This window comes from Pseudomonas sp. TE3644, from assembly GCF_056278815.1.
Map to the genome: position 1 here is coordinate 4,783,660 of NZ_JBWBQF010000001.1, position 18,003 is coordinate 4,801,662.

At 63.8% G+C, this 18,003-nt stretch carries 7 protein-coding genes; 4 read left to right on the forward strand and 3 right to left on the reverse strand.

Features of this window, described 5'->3' with window-relative positions:
* Position 1 precedes the first annotated feature (1 nt).
* Positions 2–439: a MarR family transcriptional regulator gene (locus tag ACZ9GA_RS21105; RefSeq protein WP_455921300.1), complete on the reverse strand. Its 438-nt coding sequence runs from the start codon at positions 437–439 to the stop codon at positions 2–4.
* 125 nt (positions 440–564) lie between these two features.
* A complete protein-coding gene (recQ, locus tag ACZ9GA_RS21110; protein WP_457360909.1) occupies positions 565–2,703 on the reverse strand; it encodes a DNA helicase RecQ in 2,139 nt (712 codons plus the stop codon).
* A gap of 257 nt (positions 2,704–2,960) precedes the next feature.
* Between recQ and ACZ9GA_RS21115 the strand changes: the two genes are divergently transcribed.
* From ACZ9GA_RS21115 to lapD, 3 genes are all read left to right on the forward strand, one after another.
* Positions 2,961–3,548: a UPF0149 family protein gene (locus ACZ9GA_RS21115; protein ID WP_027977321.1), complete on the forward strand. Its 588-nt coding sequence runs from the start codon at positions 2,961–2,963 to the stop codon at positions 3,546–3,548.
* A gap of 197 nt (positions 3,549–3,745) precedes the next feature.
* Entirely contained in the window at positions 3,746–4,453 is a 708-nt protein-coding gene (gene lapG / locus ACZ9GA_RS21120) for a cysteine protease LapG (protein ID WP_457360908.1), read from the forward strand.
* 9 nt (positions 4,454–4,462) lie between these two features.
* Positions 4,463–6,406, forward strand: coding sequence for a cyclic di-GMP receptor LapD (lapD, locus tag ACZ9GA_RS21125; RefSeq protein ID WP_457360907.1), 1,944 nt, complete (start codon positions 4,463–4,465; stop codon positions 6,404–6,406).
* 398 nt (positions 6,407–6,804) lie between these two features.
* Here lapD and ACZ9GA_RS21130 read toward each other — a convergent pair whose 3' ends face one another.
* Positions 6,805–16,074 carry a retention module-containing protein gene (locus ACZ9GA_RS21130; protein ID WP_457360906.1) on the reverse strand — a complete coding sequence of 3,090 codons (9,270 nt, stop codon included), beginning with the start codon at positions 16,072–16,074 and terminating at the stop codon, positions 6,805–6,807.
* A gap of 561 nt (positions 16,075–16,635) precedes the next feature.
* Here ACZ9GA_RS21130 and ACZ9GA_RS21135 point away from each other — a divergent pair.
* A complete protein-coding gene (locus ACZ9GA_RS21135; RefSeq protein WP_457360905.1) occupies positions 16,636–17,991 on the forward strand; it encodes a TolC family outer membrane protein in 1,356 nt (451 codons plus the stop codon).
* Positions 17,992–18,003: the final 12 nt, after the last annotated feature.

The window sequence follows — 18,003 nt, forward strand, 5'->3', positions numbered from 1 at the left end:
CTCAGGATTTCTTCTCGAGGTTGTCCAGAATCTGGCGATGCACGCGCATGCACGTGCGCATTTCTTCTTCGTCCACGCCCACGAACAACTCGGCACGCAAGGCGTTGGCAATGGTTTCGATCTGTTCGATCAGCGGCAAGGCCGGTTCGCACAACACGATCTTTTTCGCGCGACGGTCTTCCAGCACCGCCTGGCGCTGCACCAGACCCTGGGTTTCCAGGCTGTCGAGCAAACGCGCCAGGGTCGGCCCTTCCACGCCCACGCTTTGCGCCAGCTCGCGCTGGGTGGGGGTTTCCTCGAACCGGGCCAGGTGCAGCAGCACCAGCCAGCGCGCCTGGGACAGGCCCAGGCCGGCCAGGCGGCGATCCAGTTCAGCACGCCAGCCCCGGGACATCTGGGCCAGTTGCATTCCGAAACGGTGTTGATCGGTCAACGGCATAAGCGACTCATGGTTAAAAGACAAAACTAATTGTTAGTGAGCTAATCATGACCCTCACCAAGAGGCAATACTCATGCCGGAACGTTTTTGTATGACGTCATAAACAAATGTCAGCTTCACACCGCTCACATTTCAAACTCGGACTGCAAGGCAGCCCTGACACAGTACAACACACCTTCCGGCACACGGCCGGCGAACAGGCCCGCGACTTCACTGACCGGCGGCAGTTCACCCTCGCCGTCCAGGAACGCGTCCTGCACTTCACCCATCAACTCTTCCGGCAGGTCCAGGGCCTGTTCCAGGGACAATTGCTGCTGGCCGATGGCCTCGGCCAGCATCGAATAGACATTCTTCTCGCTGCACTGCAACTGGCCGGCGATTTGCAACGGCGTCATGCCGGCGCGTGCCAGGCTGATCAATTCGTGACGCACGTCGGCCACCGCCCGTGGCGCCTGTTCCTCGCCACCATTGAGCACGGCCAGGAAGGCCTCGCCGTAGCGCTCCAGCTTGCGCGCGCCCACGCCGCTGACACGGCCCATGTCGGCCATGCTGGCGGGCTGGCTGCGCAGCATTTCCAGCAAGGTGGAGTCGGGGAAGATGACGTACGGCGGCACGCTGTGTTCCTCGGCCAGCTTGCGACGCAGGGTGCGCAGGGCTTCCCACTGTTCGCGCTCTTCACCACGCACCAGTTGGCTGGCGGGGCTGCCGGAGCTGCTGCGCGGGGTGCTGCCCTTGGCCGGTTTTGGCTCCAGGCGCAGTTCCAGGGTGACTTCGCCGCGCAATAACGGCCGGCAGGTGTCGCTCAGGCGCAGGCCGCCGTAGCCTTCCAAGTCGATGTCGGCCAGGCCACGCGCCACCAATTGTCGGAACAGCGAGCGCCATTCGTGCTCGGTACGGGCCTTGCCCACGCCGAACACCGAGAGTTTCTCGTGGCCGAAATTGCGCACCTTTTCGGTGTCCTTGCCCAGCAGCACGTCCACCAGGTGGCCCACGCCGTAGCGCTGGCCGGTGCGGAAGATGGCCGACAGGGCCTGGCGGGCCGGCTCGGTGGCGTCCCAGGTTTGCACGCCGTCGACGCAGTTGTCGCAGTGCCCGCAGGGGTTGGGCAGCTCTTCGTCGAAGTAAGCCAACAAGGACTGGCGGCGGCAGCGGGTTTCTTCGCACAGGGCCAGCATGGCGTCGAGCTTGTGCTGCTCGATGCGTTTGTGCCGCTCGTCGCCTTCGGAGCTTTGCAGCATCTGCTTGAGCATCAGCACGTCCTGCAGGCCGTAGGCCATCCAGGCGTCGGCGGGCAGGCCGTCACGGCCACCCCGGCCGGTTTCCTGGTAGTAGGCTTCCAGCGACTTGGGCAGGTCCATGTGGGCCACGTAGCGCACGTTGGGCTTGTCGATGCCCATGCCGAAGGCGATGGTGGCGACCATGATCAGGCCTTCCTCGTTGAGGAAGCGCTTCTGGTTGGCGGCACGCACGTCCGACGGCAGGCCGGCGTGGTAGGACAGCGCCGGGAAGCCTTGCTCGCACAGGAAGGCGGCGGTTTCATCGACCTTTTTGCGCGACAGGCAATAGACGATGCCGGCGTTGCCGCGGCGCTCGGCCAGGAAGGTCATGAGCTGCTTGCGCGGGTTTTCCTTGGGCACGATGCGGTAGAAGATGTTCGGCCGGTCGAAGCTGGACAGGAAACGCTCGGCGTCCTGCAGGTGCAGGCGGTTGACGATCTCCTCGCGGGTGCGCTTGTCGGCCGTGGCCGTCAGGGCGATGCGCGGCACGTGGGGGAACTGCTCGGCCAGTTGCCCCAGTTGCAGGTATTCGGGACGGAAGTCATGGCCCCATTGCGACACACAGTGGGCTTCGTCGATGGCGAACAGCGAGATGTCCAGCGTGCGCAGGAAATCCAGCATGCGCGGCTGCACCAGGCGCTCGGGCGCCAGGTAGAGCATTTTCACCTCGCCGCGGCGCAGGCGCCCGGCCAGCTCACGCTGCTGCTCGGCGCTGAGGGTGGAGTTCAGCGAGGCGGCGGCCACGCCCAGCTCTTCAAGGGTGGCCACCTGGTCGTCCATCAGCGCGATCAGCGGCGACACCACCACCGCCAGGCCCGGGCGCAGCAGCGCCGGCACCTGGAAGCACAAGGACTTGCCGCCACCGGTGGGCATCAGTACCAGGGCATCGCCACCGCTGGCCACGCGTTCGATAATGGCACCCTGGCGACCCCGAAAACTGTCGTAGCCGAAGATGTCCTTAAGGACGCGTTGAGCCTGTTCGAGCATAAGAACTCCAAAAATCGCAGAACCATCCAGGCCCACAGGCTGGATGAAAATCGCGCGCGTTTCACGCAAAAATGCGTAAGCGCCCTTTACACAGGGCAACCCTTCAGGGCGTGAAACGGCCAAAGCGGCGCATTATACCCGAGCGCTCGCCTGCGCAGGGCACCACTGATAAGGCCATGTTTTTCAGGCTTGGGTGGCGCGGGGGGCCTAACAAGGCCTAGAATTCACTATCGTAAATTCTTCAAGGTAGCCTTTTAATGTCCTTCGCTGAGCAACTGAACCGCCTGCAAGCCTTCCTCGACGCCGATGAGCTGCACGAGGAAGCGCTGGACTACGTGGCCGCTCACGGCTATCTGACCGCCCTGTCGATCTGTTCCGAGGAAGTCCCGGAGCGCGAGTGGATCGACGCCCTGTTCGCCGAAGAGCCGCATTACACTGATGCCGCCCAGCGCGAAGAGATCGAAGGCACCCTGGTGGCCCTCAAGGCGCACATCGCCCGCCAGCTGGCCAGCGACGAGGAATTCGAGCTGCCATGCGACCTGGACCTGGGCGAAGAGCCGGACGATTCCGAGCTGCGCGGCTGGTGCATCGGCTTCATGGAAGGCGTGTTCATGCGTGAAGCGGCCTGGTTCGAGACCGCCGAGGACGAAGTCAGCGAAATGCTGCTGCCGATCATGGTGGGTTCGGGCCTGTTCGACGAACAACCGGAGTTTGCCGACATCGCTGCCGACGCCAACCTGCAGGACGACATGATCGTGCAGATCCCCGAGGCGCTGACCGCGCTGTATCTGCTGTGCAACGCACCGGACGAGAAGCCGGCCATCCTCAAGCCGCGCCACCACTGATTCAAGCCCATGTAGCCGCTGCCGCCATGCTGCGCTGGCCCTGTGCCTCACTGGAAATCTCCAGCGTACGCAAGGGCCAGCGCAGCCTGGCGGCAGCGGCTACAGGTGTATCTGTACAAAAATATATATCCCCCTCCCCTGTGCTGTCCGTTCGCCATCTCCTAAACTCTGTCGACTGACCCCAGAGTGCCTTTGGCATGCCCCACCGCCCGCGTCGACATGGATGGCTTTCGCCCCGGCTGTGGCGTTGCTGTGGCTGGATGGTGCTGTGCCTGTCATTGACTGTGGCGGGCGACAACTGGCCCGAGTGGGACTTCGCGCAAATCATCAACAAGGCTGACCAGCACTACGGCGGGCTGGGCTCGGCGCGCGAGCGCCTGGAAGCCTGGGGCAAAATGCTGCAAAGCAGCGAGGACAAGCCAGAGCTGGAAAAGCTGGCCATCGTCAACGCCTTCTTCAACCGGCAGATGGCATTCAGGGACGACATGAGCGTGTGGCAGGTGGAAGATTACTGGGCCACGCCCCTGGAGGCCTTGTGGAAAGGTGCCGGGGACTGCGAGGACTACGCCATCGCCAAGTACTTCAGCCTGCGCCGCCTGGGCGTGTCGGCCGACAAATTGCGCATTACCTACGTCAAGGCCCTGGAGTTGAACCAGGCGCACATGGTACTCACCTATTACGCCACCGATCGCGCCGACCCGCTGGTGCTGGACAACCTCAAACCCGATATCCGGCCCGCGTCCCAGCGCAAGGACCTGCTGCCGGTGTATGCCTTCAATGCCGAGGGCGTGTACATGCCCGGCGCCTCGGCCAAAGCCCGCACCAGTGACAGCAAGAAGTTGTCGCGGTGGCAGGACGTGTTGCAAAAAATGAAAGCCGAAGGCTTTGCCATTGGCGACGGATAGGAGTGCCCGATGTCATTACTCAAGCAACTGTTCCTGGCGATCTGCCTGTTCCTGGTGGTGGCCTTCAGCGGCAGTTTTTTCGTGGGCCTGGAAAATTCCCGCGAGCAACTGCTCAGCCAACTGCGCTCCCATGGCCAGGACGCGGCCACGGCGCTGGGGCTGTCGCTGGCGCCCCATGTGGACGACCCGGCCATGGTCGAGCTGATGGTGTCGTCGATTTTCGACAGTGGCTACTTCTCCAACATCCGCGTGGTCAACCTGGCGGACAACAGCACCCTGGTTGAACGTGCCGCCGAACCTGGCAGCGGCGAGGTGCCGGGCTGGTTCGTGCGCATGGTCAACCTGCAACCCCAGGGCGGCGATGCGCTGGTGATGCGCGGCTGGGAGCAGGCCGCGCGCGTCGAGGTGCTGAGCAACCCGCAGTTCGCCCTGGCCAAACTGTGGGAAACCGCCATCGGCAGCCTGGCGTGGCTGGCCCTGTGCGGTCTGCTGAGCGCCGTGTTCGGGGGCTGGCTGCTGCGCAAGCAACTGCAGCCGCTGGACAGCATGGTTAACCAGGCCAATGCCATCAGCCAGCGCGAGTTCCTGACCCTGCCGCGCATCCCGCGCACCCCGGAACTGCGCCGGGTGGTGCTGGCGATGAACCAGATGGTGGAAAAGCTCAAGGCGCTGTTTGCCGAAGAAGCTGCACGCAGCGAAAAACTGCGCGAGGAATCCTACCAGGACAGCCTGACCGGCCTGGCCAACCGCCGCCTGTTCGACACCAAACTCACCAACCAGCTGATGGTGACCGAGCAGAACAGCGAAGGCTTTGTGTTGATGGTGCGGGTCCATGACCTGGCTGGCTTGAACCAGCGCCTGGGTGGCCAGCGCACCGACGCCCTGATCGCCGAAATCGGCACCGTTCTGGGCCAACTGCTGCAGCACCCACGCCGCAGTCGCTGGATCGCGGCCCGCAACCGGGGTGGTGAGTTCAGCCTGCTGGCGCCTGCGCTCAGTGCCGAGGACGCTGAACGCCTGGCGGAAGACCTCACTACCCAGTTGCAGAACTTCTACCTGACCGGCGCCAGCGACCAGTCGCCGGTGGCGCATATCGGCGTGGCCGCCTACAAGCCGGGCGAGGCGCTGAACACGGTGTACATGCACCTGGACCAGGCGCTGACCGAGGCGCAGAACCATCCGCAGCAACCCTGGGCGGTGCTGGCGCATTTCAACGGCGCGCCCATCCAGAACCCGGCGCAGTGGCGCACCTGGATCGACGAAGCCCTGGAACAGCGCAAGCTCAAGCTGTATTTCCAGCCGGTGGTGCCGTGTGCCGAGCCTGGGCAGATCCTGCACCACAAAGTGCTGGCCCGCCTGCTGGACCCGGCCGGGGAAGCCGTGGCGGCCGCGCACTTCCTGCCCTGGATCGAACGCCTGGGCTGGTCGGCGCGCTTTGACCTGGCGATGCTGGAACACACCCTGGAATACCTGCAGGAACACCCTCACCCACTGGCCCTGAGCCTGTCGGGCACCACCCTGCGCCGCGAGGAATACCTGGGGCCGATCCTGGAGCTGCTGAAAGCCAGCCCCGGCCAGGCGCATTTACTGACCCTTGAAGCCGACGAGCACCACCTGCCGCCGGCTGATCAGCTACAAGCCCTAAGCCAGACTATCCGCGACACCGGCTATCGCTTTGGCCTGCAGCATTTTGGTGGCCGCTTCAGCCAGATCGGCAACTTCACCCACCTGGGCCTGGCGTACCTGAAAATCGACGGCAGCTACATCCGCGCCATCGACCAGCAGAGCGACAAGCGCTTGTTCATTGAAGCCATCTACCGAGCGACCAACAGCATTGATATGCCGTTGATTGCGGAGATGGTGGAGACGGCTGGGGAGTTGGAGGTGTTGAAGGAGTTGGGGCTGCATGGGGCGATGGGGCGGTTGATTGGGGCGCCTGCTGCGCAGATTTGAGGTCCTTAAGGCCAGGCATGGGTTTTTGGGTGTGCAGGTGCCAGGCATGAGTGTTGCGGTGCCCATGAGATCGCGCGCCGCCCGCGCGGCGCTTCGCGGCCGCAGGCCGCTCCTACCGTTTGTTTCGGGCCAGTTTTGTCAGTGATATCTCCCGGGACCGCCTTGTTGGCATCCACCCAAATCTGCAGCGAAAGAACAAAGCGGTCCCGGGAGATGCCACTGACAAAACTGGCCCGAAACAAACAGTAGGAGCGGCCTGCGGCCGCGAAGCGCCGCGCGGGCGGCGCTCGATCTCAAGAACACCATACAACTCAAGACATGCACCTCCATGCCCCACCACACACCCCACAAAAAAAATCCCGCCAAAAAAGGCGGGATTTTTTACCAGCAACACCCCATCAAGCCACATCCACCTTCAACGAATGATCCCCCAACATCCCACTGACGATGGTCGCCGTGTCATGCGCCGACACCACGCCCCCCGCTGTTGGCGTCACGCCGTAGTGGCTGGCCACATCGACACCTTTCAGGTCGATGGTCTGGGTGGCTGCACCACCCGCGGTGGTGCTGACGTCGATGCTGGACACCAGCCCCGAGCCACTGCCGGTTACCTTGAAGTGCAGGTAATCATCCAGCGTGGACGCGGTGGCGCCATCGCCTTGCAGCAGTTGCGACAGGTCCAGCTTGTCGGTGCCCAGGGTGAAGTCGGTGATGGTGTCGTGGCCCGAGTTGCCCGCCAGGTATTGGAAGGTATCGGCCCCCGCGCCGCCGGTCAGGGTGTTGTCACCCAGGCCGCCGATGATGGTGTCGTTGCCGCCACCACCGTTGATCACGTCATTGCCCAGGCCGCCGTTGATGACGTTGGCCTGGTCGTTGCCGGTCAGGTGGTCAGCATAATCGGAACCCAGCAGGTTCTGGATGTTGATCAACTGATCGTGCCCGGCACCCAACGTGTCCTGCACCCCGGTGTTACTCAGGTCGACGGTTACCGCCGACTTGGCGCTGTGGTAGCTGACGGTGTTGATACCGGTGCCGCCATCAAAGACGTCATTGCCGGCACCGCCGATCATGAAGTCATTGCCCCCCTTGCCCAGCAGGGTGTTGCCGCTGTCGTCACCGATCAGGATGTCATCGCCCGAGGTGCCGGTCAGGGTATGCCCGGCCTGGTAGCTGATCACCGCGGCCGCGGTGTCGCTGCCGCCGTGGTTGTCGCTGACGGTGTAGGTGGCATTCAGGTCAGGTGCGTCCGCGGCAGCGCCGGCGTAGTTGATGTTCATGCCCAGGGTGTATTCGACATTGCTGCCGCTATACCCGCTGGCATGGGCCACATGGATGGTGTAGTCGCCCTCGGTGTTCGCCGTCAGCGTGCCGCCATCACCCAGGCCGGTGGATTGACCATTGCCCAACGACCAGCTCAAGTTCAGATGGCTGTTGCTGTTGTCGGTGATGCTCAGACTTTCCCCGGCTTTGAGGTGCACGGTGATGTAGTCATTGGCATTGGCACTGCTACCGTTGGCCAGGTAGCCGGTGACCAGCAACGCCGCCGTCATGCTGGCAGCCGTGGCCTGGAACGAACTGCGGTCGAGGCTGATGGCCTGGTTGCTGTAGTTGTTGCCATGGCCAGTGAAGCTGATGGTCTGCTTGCTGGTGGCCGTGAAGTCCGTGCCCTTGCCCCAGCCGGTGGCGAACCCGGTGTTGGCCACGGTCAGCGGGTCACCGTTGGCATCGGTGTCGTTCGCCGTCAGTGCCTCGCTGGGCACGATGATGGTCGAGGACAGGACGTTGGTGATCACATGATCGGCAGCCGCCACCGGTGGCGAGTTCGGGGTTACCGTCACGCTCAGGTTGGCCGGGTTGGACAGGTCGCCATCGTTGTCCGACAGCTGGAAGGTGACCTTGTCGGTGTAGGTGGTGGTAGCGCCGTTGGAGGTGTAGGTGTACGCCCCGTTGTCCATGTCCACCACCACGGTGCCGCCTTTGCTGGTGGTTACGGTGATGCTGTTGGTGCTGGTGTCGAACGTGCCGTGGCTGGTGCCACCGGCCGTGCTCATGTCACCCGCGCCGGACTTGGCCTTCGGATCATAGGTGTAGGTGACACCGTCCACCGTGATCGACTTGACGAAGCCACCGTCGGCGCCAAAGGTGCCGTTGGACAGCAGGCTGCCCGCCAGGGAGACGTTCTGCACGGTGCTGCTGAGCACGCTGTTGAGGTCGTTGAGGTTGGTGACCACGACGGCGTTGGTGTTGGTGTTTGTGGTGCCGTCGTAGGCAATGGGGTTCAGGTACTGCGCCTCCACGCCGTTGCCCAGGCCAATCGCGTAGGCCTTTATGTCGTTGGTGGTGAGGAACTTGGTCCAGGCCGCTTCCTCGGTGGTGTCGATGCCATCGCCCAGGTTGGTGTTGGTCTGCGACGTGGACTGGCCATTGCCCGAGGATGGGTGGGTATCGGACAGGGTCGGGTTGCCGTCGGAGAAGAAGTAAGTCACGTTCTGACCATCCACCAACTTGCCATTGGCGGCGAAGGCAGCCTTGGCGGCCGTCAGCGCGTAGTCATAGTTGGTACCGCCGCTGGCGGTCAGCCCGGCGATGTAGGCCTTGGCCGTGGCCACATCGACCCACACATTGCTCTCGGTCTGTGTGGCGTTGTTGAACGTCACCACCTGGACCTTGACGTCGCCTTCGGCGTCGTACTTGTTCAGCAGGGTGATGATCGACTGCTTGGCCAGCTCCAGCCGCGTCAGGCCGTTGACCCCCGAGGCATCGTTCATGCTGCCCGACACGTCGATCACCAGCAGCACGTTGGTGTTTGCCTGTGGCGCGATGGCCGCACGGTCGATGGAACCTGCCTGTGGCACGTCGTCGGTGATGTTGATCACCAACTGGTTGGTGACGCTGTTGCCCTGGGCATCGGTGCCGCGGTAGGTGATGGTGTCGGTGGTGGTATCGGTGCCGTTGTTGGCCGACGGATCGGTCTTGGGCGCCGAGGTCAGGGTGTAGGTGAACGTGCCGTCGCTGTTGAGCTGGATCACGCCATGGGCCGTGGTGTAGAGGCCGTTGGTGGCGCCGTCGATGCTGTAGGTGACGGTACCCGAACCGCTGGAAATCGAACCGGCCACCGAGCCGGTGGCGGTTTCGGCGGTAGAGTCAGGGTTGCTGCCCACCACGGTGCCGGCGGCCAGGTCCTTGCCATCCTGGGTAAGGTCCAGGGCGGCTTCGGCCACGGTCACGCCGGGGCCTGTGCCCGGCACAATGTGCAGGCCCGAATCGGTCACCGTGATGGAGACGGTGGCGGTGCTGATGTCGCCGTCGTTGTCGACCAGCGTGTAGGTGAATTTATCCACCACGTCGCCGTGAGCGGCCGCGTTGGGGTTGGCGTGGTAGACGCTGCTGCCGTCGGCGTTGATGACCAGTTGGCCATAGGTGCCGACGATGATGCTGCCCACGTTGCCCGCCACAGGCTGAATCTGTGCGCCCGCCTTGACCCCGATGACCTGGTAGATGCCATCGGCGCCCGCCACGTCGTTGGCCAGCACGTTGCCCTGTGCATACTGCCCTTCACCCACGGTGATGGCGTCATGCACGGCCACTGGTTTGTCATCGACGATGTTGATGGTCAGCTGGCTGACCGCGTGGTTGCCGGCGCTATCGGTGGTCAACACCACAAAGCTTTCGGTGGTGCCGATGCCGGCGACCTTGGGCGCGCTGGTCAGGGTGTAGGTGTAGGTGCCGTCGGCGTTCATGTGGATGAGGCCGTACTGCCCTTGAATGTTGCCGCTGCTGTCGGCGGTGCCGTTGATGCTGTAGGTGAGCGTGCCCACCCCGCCCGTTACCGAGCCGGCCACGGTGCCGCTGGCGGTTTCGAGTGTCCAGTCCCCATGGCTGCCGGTAACCGTGCTGGCGCCCAGGTCAGCGCCGTCCTTGACGGTGTCCAGACCGGCTTCGAACACCACCACGCCATTCACGTCACAGGCCTGCAGGCCAGCATCCTTGATGGTGATGGTGATGTTGGCGGTACTGGTGTCACCGTCCTTGTCCACGACGGTGTAGCTGAAGGTATCGGTGACGGTGCCGCTGTAGGCTGCGTCCGGGTTGGCGTGGTAGATGGACGAGCCGTCGGCCTGGATCACCAGTTGCCCGTAGGTGCCCTGGATGATGCTGCCCACGCCGCCCGACAGGCTGTCGGTGCTGGCGCTGGAACCCGCCTTCACGCCCACCACACTGCCAAAGCCATCGGCGCCGGCAATGTCATTGGCCAGCACATTACCGGTGCCGAACAGGCCTTCGGTCACGGTAATGGCGTCATGCACGGCGATCGGGCTGTCGTCGACGATGTTGATGGTCAACTGGCTGACCGCGTGGTTGCCCGCGCTGTCGGTGGTGACCACCGCAAAGCTTTCAGTGGTGCCGATGCCTTCGACCTTGGGCGCATTGGTGAGGGTGTAGGTGTAAGTACCGTCGGCGTTCATGTGAATGACGCCGTACTGCCCCTGCACGTTGCCGTTGGCATCGGCGGTGCCGGCAATGCTGTAGCTCAGCGCGCCGACGCCACCGGTGACCGAACCTGCCACGGTGCCATTGGCCGTCTCGCCCGGCAGGAACGCCAGGCTGCCGTTGGACGTGCCGGGGGCCAGGTCGCCAGGGTTCTGCACGGTGTCCAGCGCCGCTTCGAACACGGTGACGCCATCGGGGGTGTGCGCCACCAGCCCGGCGTCGTTGATGGTGATCGTAATGTTGGCCGTGTTGGTGTCACCGTCCTTGTCGACGATGGTATAGCTGAACGTGTCGGTGACTTGGCCGTACGCCGCCGAATCCGGGTTGGCGTGATACACCGCATCGCCATTGGCCTGGATCACCAACTGCCCGTAGGTGCCCTGAATGACGCTGCCCACGCCTGTGTGCAGAATCGCGGTGGAGCTGCTGGAGCCCGCCTTGACCCCGATGACCCCGGCGATGCCGTCGGCGCCGCCCACGTCATTGGCCAGGACGTTGCCCTGGGCGATGCCACCCTCGATCACCGATTGGGCGTCGTTCACCGCCACGGGGCGGTCGTCGACGATGGCAATGGTGATCTGGCTCTGGGTCTGGTTGCCGACGCTGTCGGTGGTCACCAGCGTGAAGATGTCCAGGGTGCCCAGGCCGACGATGTGCGGCGCATTGGTCAGGGTGTAGGTGTAGGTGCCGTCGCTGCCCAGGTGCAGGGTGCCGTACTGGGTGGTGACGTTGCCGTTGGCATCGGCGCCCGCCAGGGTGTAGGTCAGCGCGCCAACCCCGCCACTGCCGGCGTTCAGCACGCTGCCGCTGACGGTTTCCAGGGTGGAGTCGGGGTGGGTGCCGGTGGGCAGTGCCGCCTCGAACACGAAGCCGCCCAGGTCGGTGGCCTTCAGGCCCGAATCGCTGAGGGTGATGGTGACCGTGGTGGTGCTGAGGTCACCGTCCGCGTCGCGGATCGTGTAGGTGAAGGTGTCGGTCTTGCCGTCGGTGTTCACCGAGTTGGGATTGGCCTGGTAGGTGGCCACGCCCTGATCATTAATGGTCAGGGAACCGTAGGTACCCTCGACGGTGACACCGGCGCTGCCACTGACGGCAGTGGCATTGCTGCTGGCAGCGGCCTGCACGCTGACCACGGTGGAACCGTCGGCGCCCACCTTGTCGTTGCCGATGACGTTGATGGTGATGTGATCGCCTTCGACCACGTCGCCGGTATCGGCCACGGCTTGGGGCACGTCGTCGACAATGGTGGTGACCAACTGGCTGGTGGCCGTGCTGCCGTCGGTGTCAGTGGCCACAACGGTGAAGCTGTCAGTGATGGTGTTGGTGCCGTCCCCTGCAGGGTGGGTATCGGCATGGGTCAGGGTGTAGGTGTAGCTGACCACGCCGGTGGCCGGCACGTAGCTGTTGATGGTCAGCGTGCCCAGCGCGGTCGGGATAGTGACCGGCGAGCTGATGCCCACGCCGCCAGTGACGATGGCGACACCGCCGATGGTCAGGGTTTGCAGGCCGTCGGGGGCAGAGACGGTGAACTGACCGTGCTGCACCAGGGCGGTTGCGTCCGGGCTGCTGCCATTGATCAGATTGGCTTCATTGACGGTGGTGGTCAGGCCGCCAACGTCGGGCGCGGTGATGATGACCGGGTCGTTGACGTTGGTGATTCGCAACGTCAGCGTGGCGGTGCTGGTATCGCCATCGGCGTCATTGAGCGTGTAGGTGAAAGTGTCCAGGCCCTTGCCGCCGCCGTGCAGGTCGTAGAACGCCTGGCCCGCCGCGTCGAGCGTATAGGTGTAGCTGCCGTCAGCCGCCAGCACCAGGGTGCCGTAGGTGCCGGTGTAGCTGCCAGGGCTGATCGGGCCGGTGCTGTTGATGATCGAAATGCGGTCGGCGCCCTGCACGTCGTTGGTCAGCACATTGCCGGTCAGCACCAGATTGTGCTCGGTGGCAGCCGTGGTGGGGCGGTCGTTCACCGCGTGCGGTACGTCGTCGACGATGGTGGTGGTGAGCTGGCTGACCGCGCTGCTGCCATCGGTGTCGGTGGCCACCACCTGGAAGGTGTCGGTGAGGGTGTTGCGGCCCTGGGCGTCAGCGTGCACATCGTTGTGGGTCAGGGTGTAGCTGTAGGTGACCAGCCCGGTGGTGAGGTTGACCGGGTCGACGGTCAGCGTGCCCAGCCCGGTCTCGATGACCACGGGGGCGGTATTGGCCACGCCATTGGTGACGATGGCAACGCCGCCAATGGTCAGGTTTTGCAGGCCATCGGGCGCCGTGATGGTGAACTGGCCGCTCTTGGTCAGTGCCGCCTCGTTCGGACGGCTGCCCAGTTCCAGGTTGGCTTCGTTGACGCGAGTGTTCAGGCCACCCACATCCGGCGCGGTGATGGTCACCGGGTCGTTGAGGTTGGTGATCTGCAACGTCAGCGTGGCGGTACTGGTGTCGCCATCAGCATCGTTGAGGGTGTAGGTGAAGCTGTCCACGCCCTTGCCGCCGCCGTGCAGGTCGTAGAACGCCTGGCCCGCCGCGTTGAGGGTGTAGGTGTAGGTGCCGTCGGCCGCCAGCACCAGGGTGCCGTAGGTGCCGTTGAAGGTACCGGGGCTGATCGGCCCGGTGTTGTTGATGATGGAAATGCGGTCGGCGCCCTGGACATCGTTGCCCAGTACGTCGCCGGTCAGCACCAGGTTCTGCTCGGTGGCCGCCGTGGTGGGGTTGTCGTCCACCGCCTGGGGCACATCGTCGACGATGGTGGTGGTGATCTGGGTGACGGCACTGCTGCCGTCGGTGTCGGTCGCCACCACCTGGAAGGTATCGGGCAGCGTATTGATGCCCTGCCCGTCCGGATGGACATCGTTGTGGGTCAGGGTGTAGCTGTACGTGACCACGCCGGTGGTAGGGTCGACCGGATTGATGGTCAGCGTGCCCAGCCCGGTCTCGATGATCACGGGGGCGGTATTGCCCACGCCGTTGGTGACGATGTTCACGCCGCCGATGGTCAGGTTGTTCAGGCCGTCGGGGGCGGTGATGGTGAACTGCCCGCTTTGCGTCAGTGCCCCAGGGGTGGGGGTGGTGCCCAGATCAAGGTTCGCCTCGTTGACCGTCGTGTCCAGCCCGCCCACCGCCGGCGCGGTGATGGTCACCGGGTCGTTGATGTTGTTGATATTGAGCGTCAGTTGCGCGGTGCTGGTGTCGCCGTCGGCATCATTGAGGGTGTAGGTGAACGTGTCGGTGTCACTGCCGCCGCCATGCAGGTTCTTGAACGCATCGCCATTGGCATTGAGGGTGTAGGTGTAGCTGCCATCGGCCGCCAGCACCAGGGTGCCGTAGGTGCCGTTGTAGGTGCCGGGGCTGATCGGGCCGGTGTTGTTGATGATCGAGATGCGGTCGGCGCCCTGGGTGTCGTTGGTCAACACGTTGCCAGTCAACACCAGGTTCTGCTCGGTGGCGGCCGTGGTGGGGTTGTCGTTCACCGCCTGGGGCACGTCGTCGACGATGGTGGTGGTGAGTTGCGTGGTGGCGGTGCTGCCGTCGGTGTCGGTGGCCACCACCTGGAAGGTGTCGGTCAGGGTGTTGGGGCCCTGGGCGTCGGCGTGCACGTCGTTGTGGGTCAGGGTGTAGGTGTAGCTGACCACGCCGGTGGCAGGGGTATAGCTGTTGATGGTCAGAATGCCCAGCGGCGTCTCGATATTCACCGGCGAGCTGATGCCCACACCGTTGGTGACGATGGACACACCGCCGATGGTCAGGGTTTGCAGGCCATCGGGGGCATTGACGGTGAACTGGCCGTTTTGCGCCAGCGCAGTGGAGGTGGGGTTGCTGCCCAGCTCCAGGTTGGCTTCGTTGACGCTGGTGTTCAGGCCACCCACGGTGGGGGAGCTGAAGGTGACCGGGTCGTTGAGGTTGTTGACGTTGAGCGTCAGCACCGCGGTGCTGGTGTCACCGTCGGCGTCGTTGAGCGTGTAGGTGAAGCTGTCGGTGCCCGTGCCGCCGCCGTGCAGGTTGTTGAATGCCTGGCCAGCCGCGTTGAGGGTGTAGGTGTAGCTGCCGTCGGTGGCCAGCACCAGGGTGCCGTAGGTGCCGGTGTAGGTGCCGGGGGTGATCGGGCCGCTGGTCGCGGTGATGGCGATGCGGTCGGCGCCCTGGATGTCGTTGGTCAGCACGTTGCCGGTCAGCACCAGGTTCTGCTCGGTGGCGGCCGTGGTGGGGTTGTCATTGACGGCCTGGGGCACGTCGTCGACCACGGTCACGGTGAACGAGCCGGTGCTGTTGGTGCCGTTGGAATCGGTGGCGCTGACCGTCAGGTTCTCGGTGACGGTGTTGGCACCGCCGCCGGCCGGCTGGGTGTCGGGGCCGGTGAGGGTGTAGGTGTAGCTGACCTGGCCGGTGGTGGGGTTGTAGCCGGTGATGGTCAGGGTGTTGCCCAGGCCGGTGGTGATCGATTGGCCAACGCCCACCAGGTTGCCGTTGTTGATGACGGTGATGCCGCCCACGGTCAGGTTGCTCAGGCCGTCAGGCGCGCTGACGGTGAAGCTGGCGGATTGGGTCAGTGCCGAGCCCGAGGGGCTGGAGCCGTCGGCCAGGTTGGCTTCGTTGACGCTGACGCCATCGCCCAGGCCGCCGAGGGTGACGTCGTTGTCCACCGCCACCAGGGCGGCGTTGGTGTTGGTCAGGGGCGCCACCTCCTGGGTGACGAACTCCGGCACGCCGTTGAAACCGGCGGTGGGGTAGCCCACCACCGGGTCAACGACACCGGCGGTCTCGGTCAGCAGCACGAAGCTGTGACCACCGCCCGCCTCGCCACCCCCGCCCGGGGTACCGGCTGCAGCCGGGCCTGCGGCCGTGGCTTCGGCGGCTTGGGTCGGGTCGGCGCCAGCGGCGATGGCTTGCTGGATTTTCTGCACATCGGTCAACTCGGCCTGGCTGGGCGCGGTCGACTCCTGCACGGCCACGTGCGGGGCCATGTCGCCATTGAGCATCTGCTGGCTGAGGGTCACTTCGCTGCCGCGGCCCAGGGTCAGCTCCTTGCCGTTCTGCAGGTGCACGGCCACCGCGCCATCGGCGCCGGTGTCCAGTTGCTCACCCACGAACAGGCGGTCGCCCTGATGCACCTCGCGGCGGCTGCCGTCGGCGCCAATCGCAATAACGTGTCCGATTACCTGACTGACTACACCAATCAACGTGGCCATATGCACTCCTCATCTGCCCAGTGGGCGTGGGGTTTTGCAGAAAAAGTGCTAATGGCTTCGCGTGTGGTCCGGCTGTGGTCTGCTGAGGGCTCCCGGTGAAGGGAGCACTGCCCGGCGCTAGATGTCAGGCCCTACCTAATCCTGGAAACGCTTCACAGTGAAAAACCTTAATCAAATCAAAGGAATCCGTGAAATCGTGTACCAGTGAAGTTGCAAGAAGGCGTTTGGCAGTGCATGTGACAATATTTTGTCGCCAAATTCCTTCTCGGTTCTCCCCTTCGCTACTTCCCCGCCCAGTGCTGCAAAATTTTGTTGAACTTTTGGTCATCGCCCGTAACTCTTGGGTTTAAGCGGTCATGCGGGCGACCTGAGGAGAACAATGTCTCGAAAACTGTACACTGCATAAGTTTTTTTTCGCATAAGTTTTATTCCAAAAAGTTCTTAGATTTCTCTAAAGATGTTCTTAGCTCTCATGTTACAAGCCTGAAACGGTTTGACCCATATTTTCGCCATTTTTTTGGCGATTGCAGCACCACTTAGGACTCCAGGGAGATTCACCCCATGCGCGTTTACACCCCCATCTGCAGCGCGGTCTTGATCGCGATGGCTTGCGCCCAAGCCCACGGCATGACGCTGACAGAGGCGATTCAGAGCACGATCAGCTACCACCCCGAAATCCAGTCGAATCTGAACAACCGCCTGTCCGCAGATGAGGACGAGAAGGTCGCGCGCGGGGGTTACTACCCTACCGTTGACCTGGTGGCCGCCTACGGGCGGGCGCGCACCGACAGCCCCACTACCCGGGCCATCGAAAATAGCAACACCGAAACCCTGAACTACACCCAATCCGAACTGCGCCTGCGCCAGATGCTGTTCGACGGTTTCAACACCTCCAACGAAGTGGCGCGCACCTCGCAAGTGGTCAACTCGCGTGCGTACTACCTGCGCGGCACCGCCGAAACCCAGGCCCTGCGCACCATCGAGGTGTACCTCAACGTGCTGAAGGCGCGGGAACTGGTGAACCTGGCCAAGAACAACCTGCAGGCGCACCTGCGCGTGAACGACCAGATCGGCCTGCGCAGCGAGCGCGGCGTGGGCAGCACCGCCGACGTCGACCAATCCCGCGCCCGTCGTGCCCTGGCGGAGAACAACCTGAACACCGCGCAGGTCAACCTGTCGGACGCCGAGGCCAATTTCTACAGCACCGTGGGGCGCATGCCCGACGAGCTGGAAGCACCACCCAGCATCCGTGGCGAAGTACCCGCCGACCTGGTCGCCGCCCGCCAGGGCATGCTCGACAACAACCCCTACCTGAAGTCGGCCCAGGCTGATGTCGCCGCTGCCGAGAGCCAGTACGAGGTGGCCAAGTCGCCGTTCTATCCACGTTTTGACGCGGAACTGGCGGTGGACGCCAACAACAACATTTCCGGCGAACAGGGCCGCGACAACGAATGGCGCGCCGGCGTGGTGATGAACTACAACCTGTTCAAGGGCGGCAGCGACAAGGCGCGCCTGCAGTCCGACGCGCACAAAATCAACCAGGCCATGGACATCCGCAACAACGCCCTGCGCATGCTCAACGAGAACCTGTCGCTGGCCTGGAACGCCATGAACAACGCCCGCACCCAGACCCCTTACGCCCGCGAATACGCCGAGACCACCACCAAGGTGCGCGCCGCCTACCAGGACCAGTTCGGCCTGGGCCAACGTACCCTGCTCGACTTGCTGGACAGTGAAAACGAGCTGTACACCGCCAGCAGCCGCTACACCGAAGTGCGCTACACCGAAGAGTTCTCCATGTACCGCGTGCTGGCCAACATGGGCGTGCTGCTGGAAAAAGAACGCGTGGTGCTGCCTAACGAAGCGGTTGCCCAGACGGAAGTGAAAAACCAGGCACGTCTGCCGGACATGAAGTAACTGTCTTTTGGG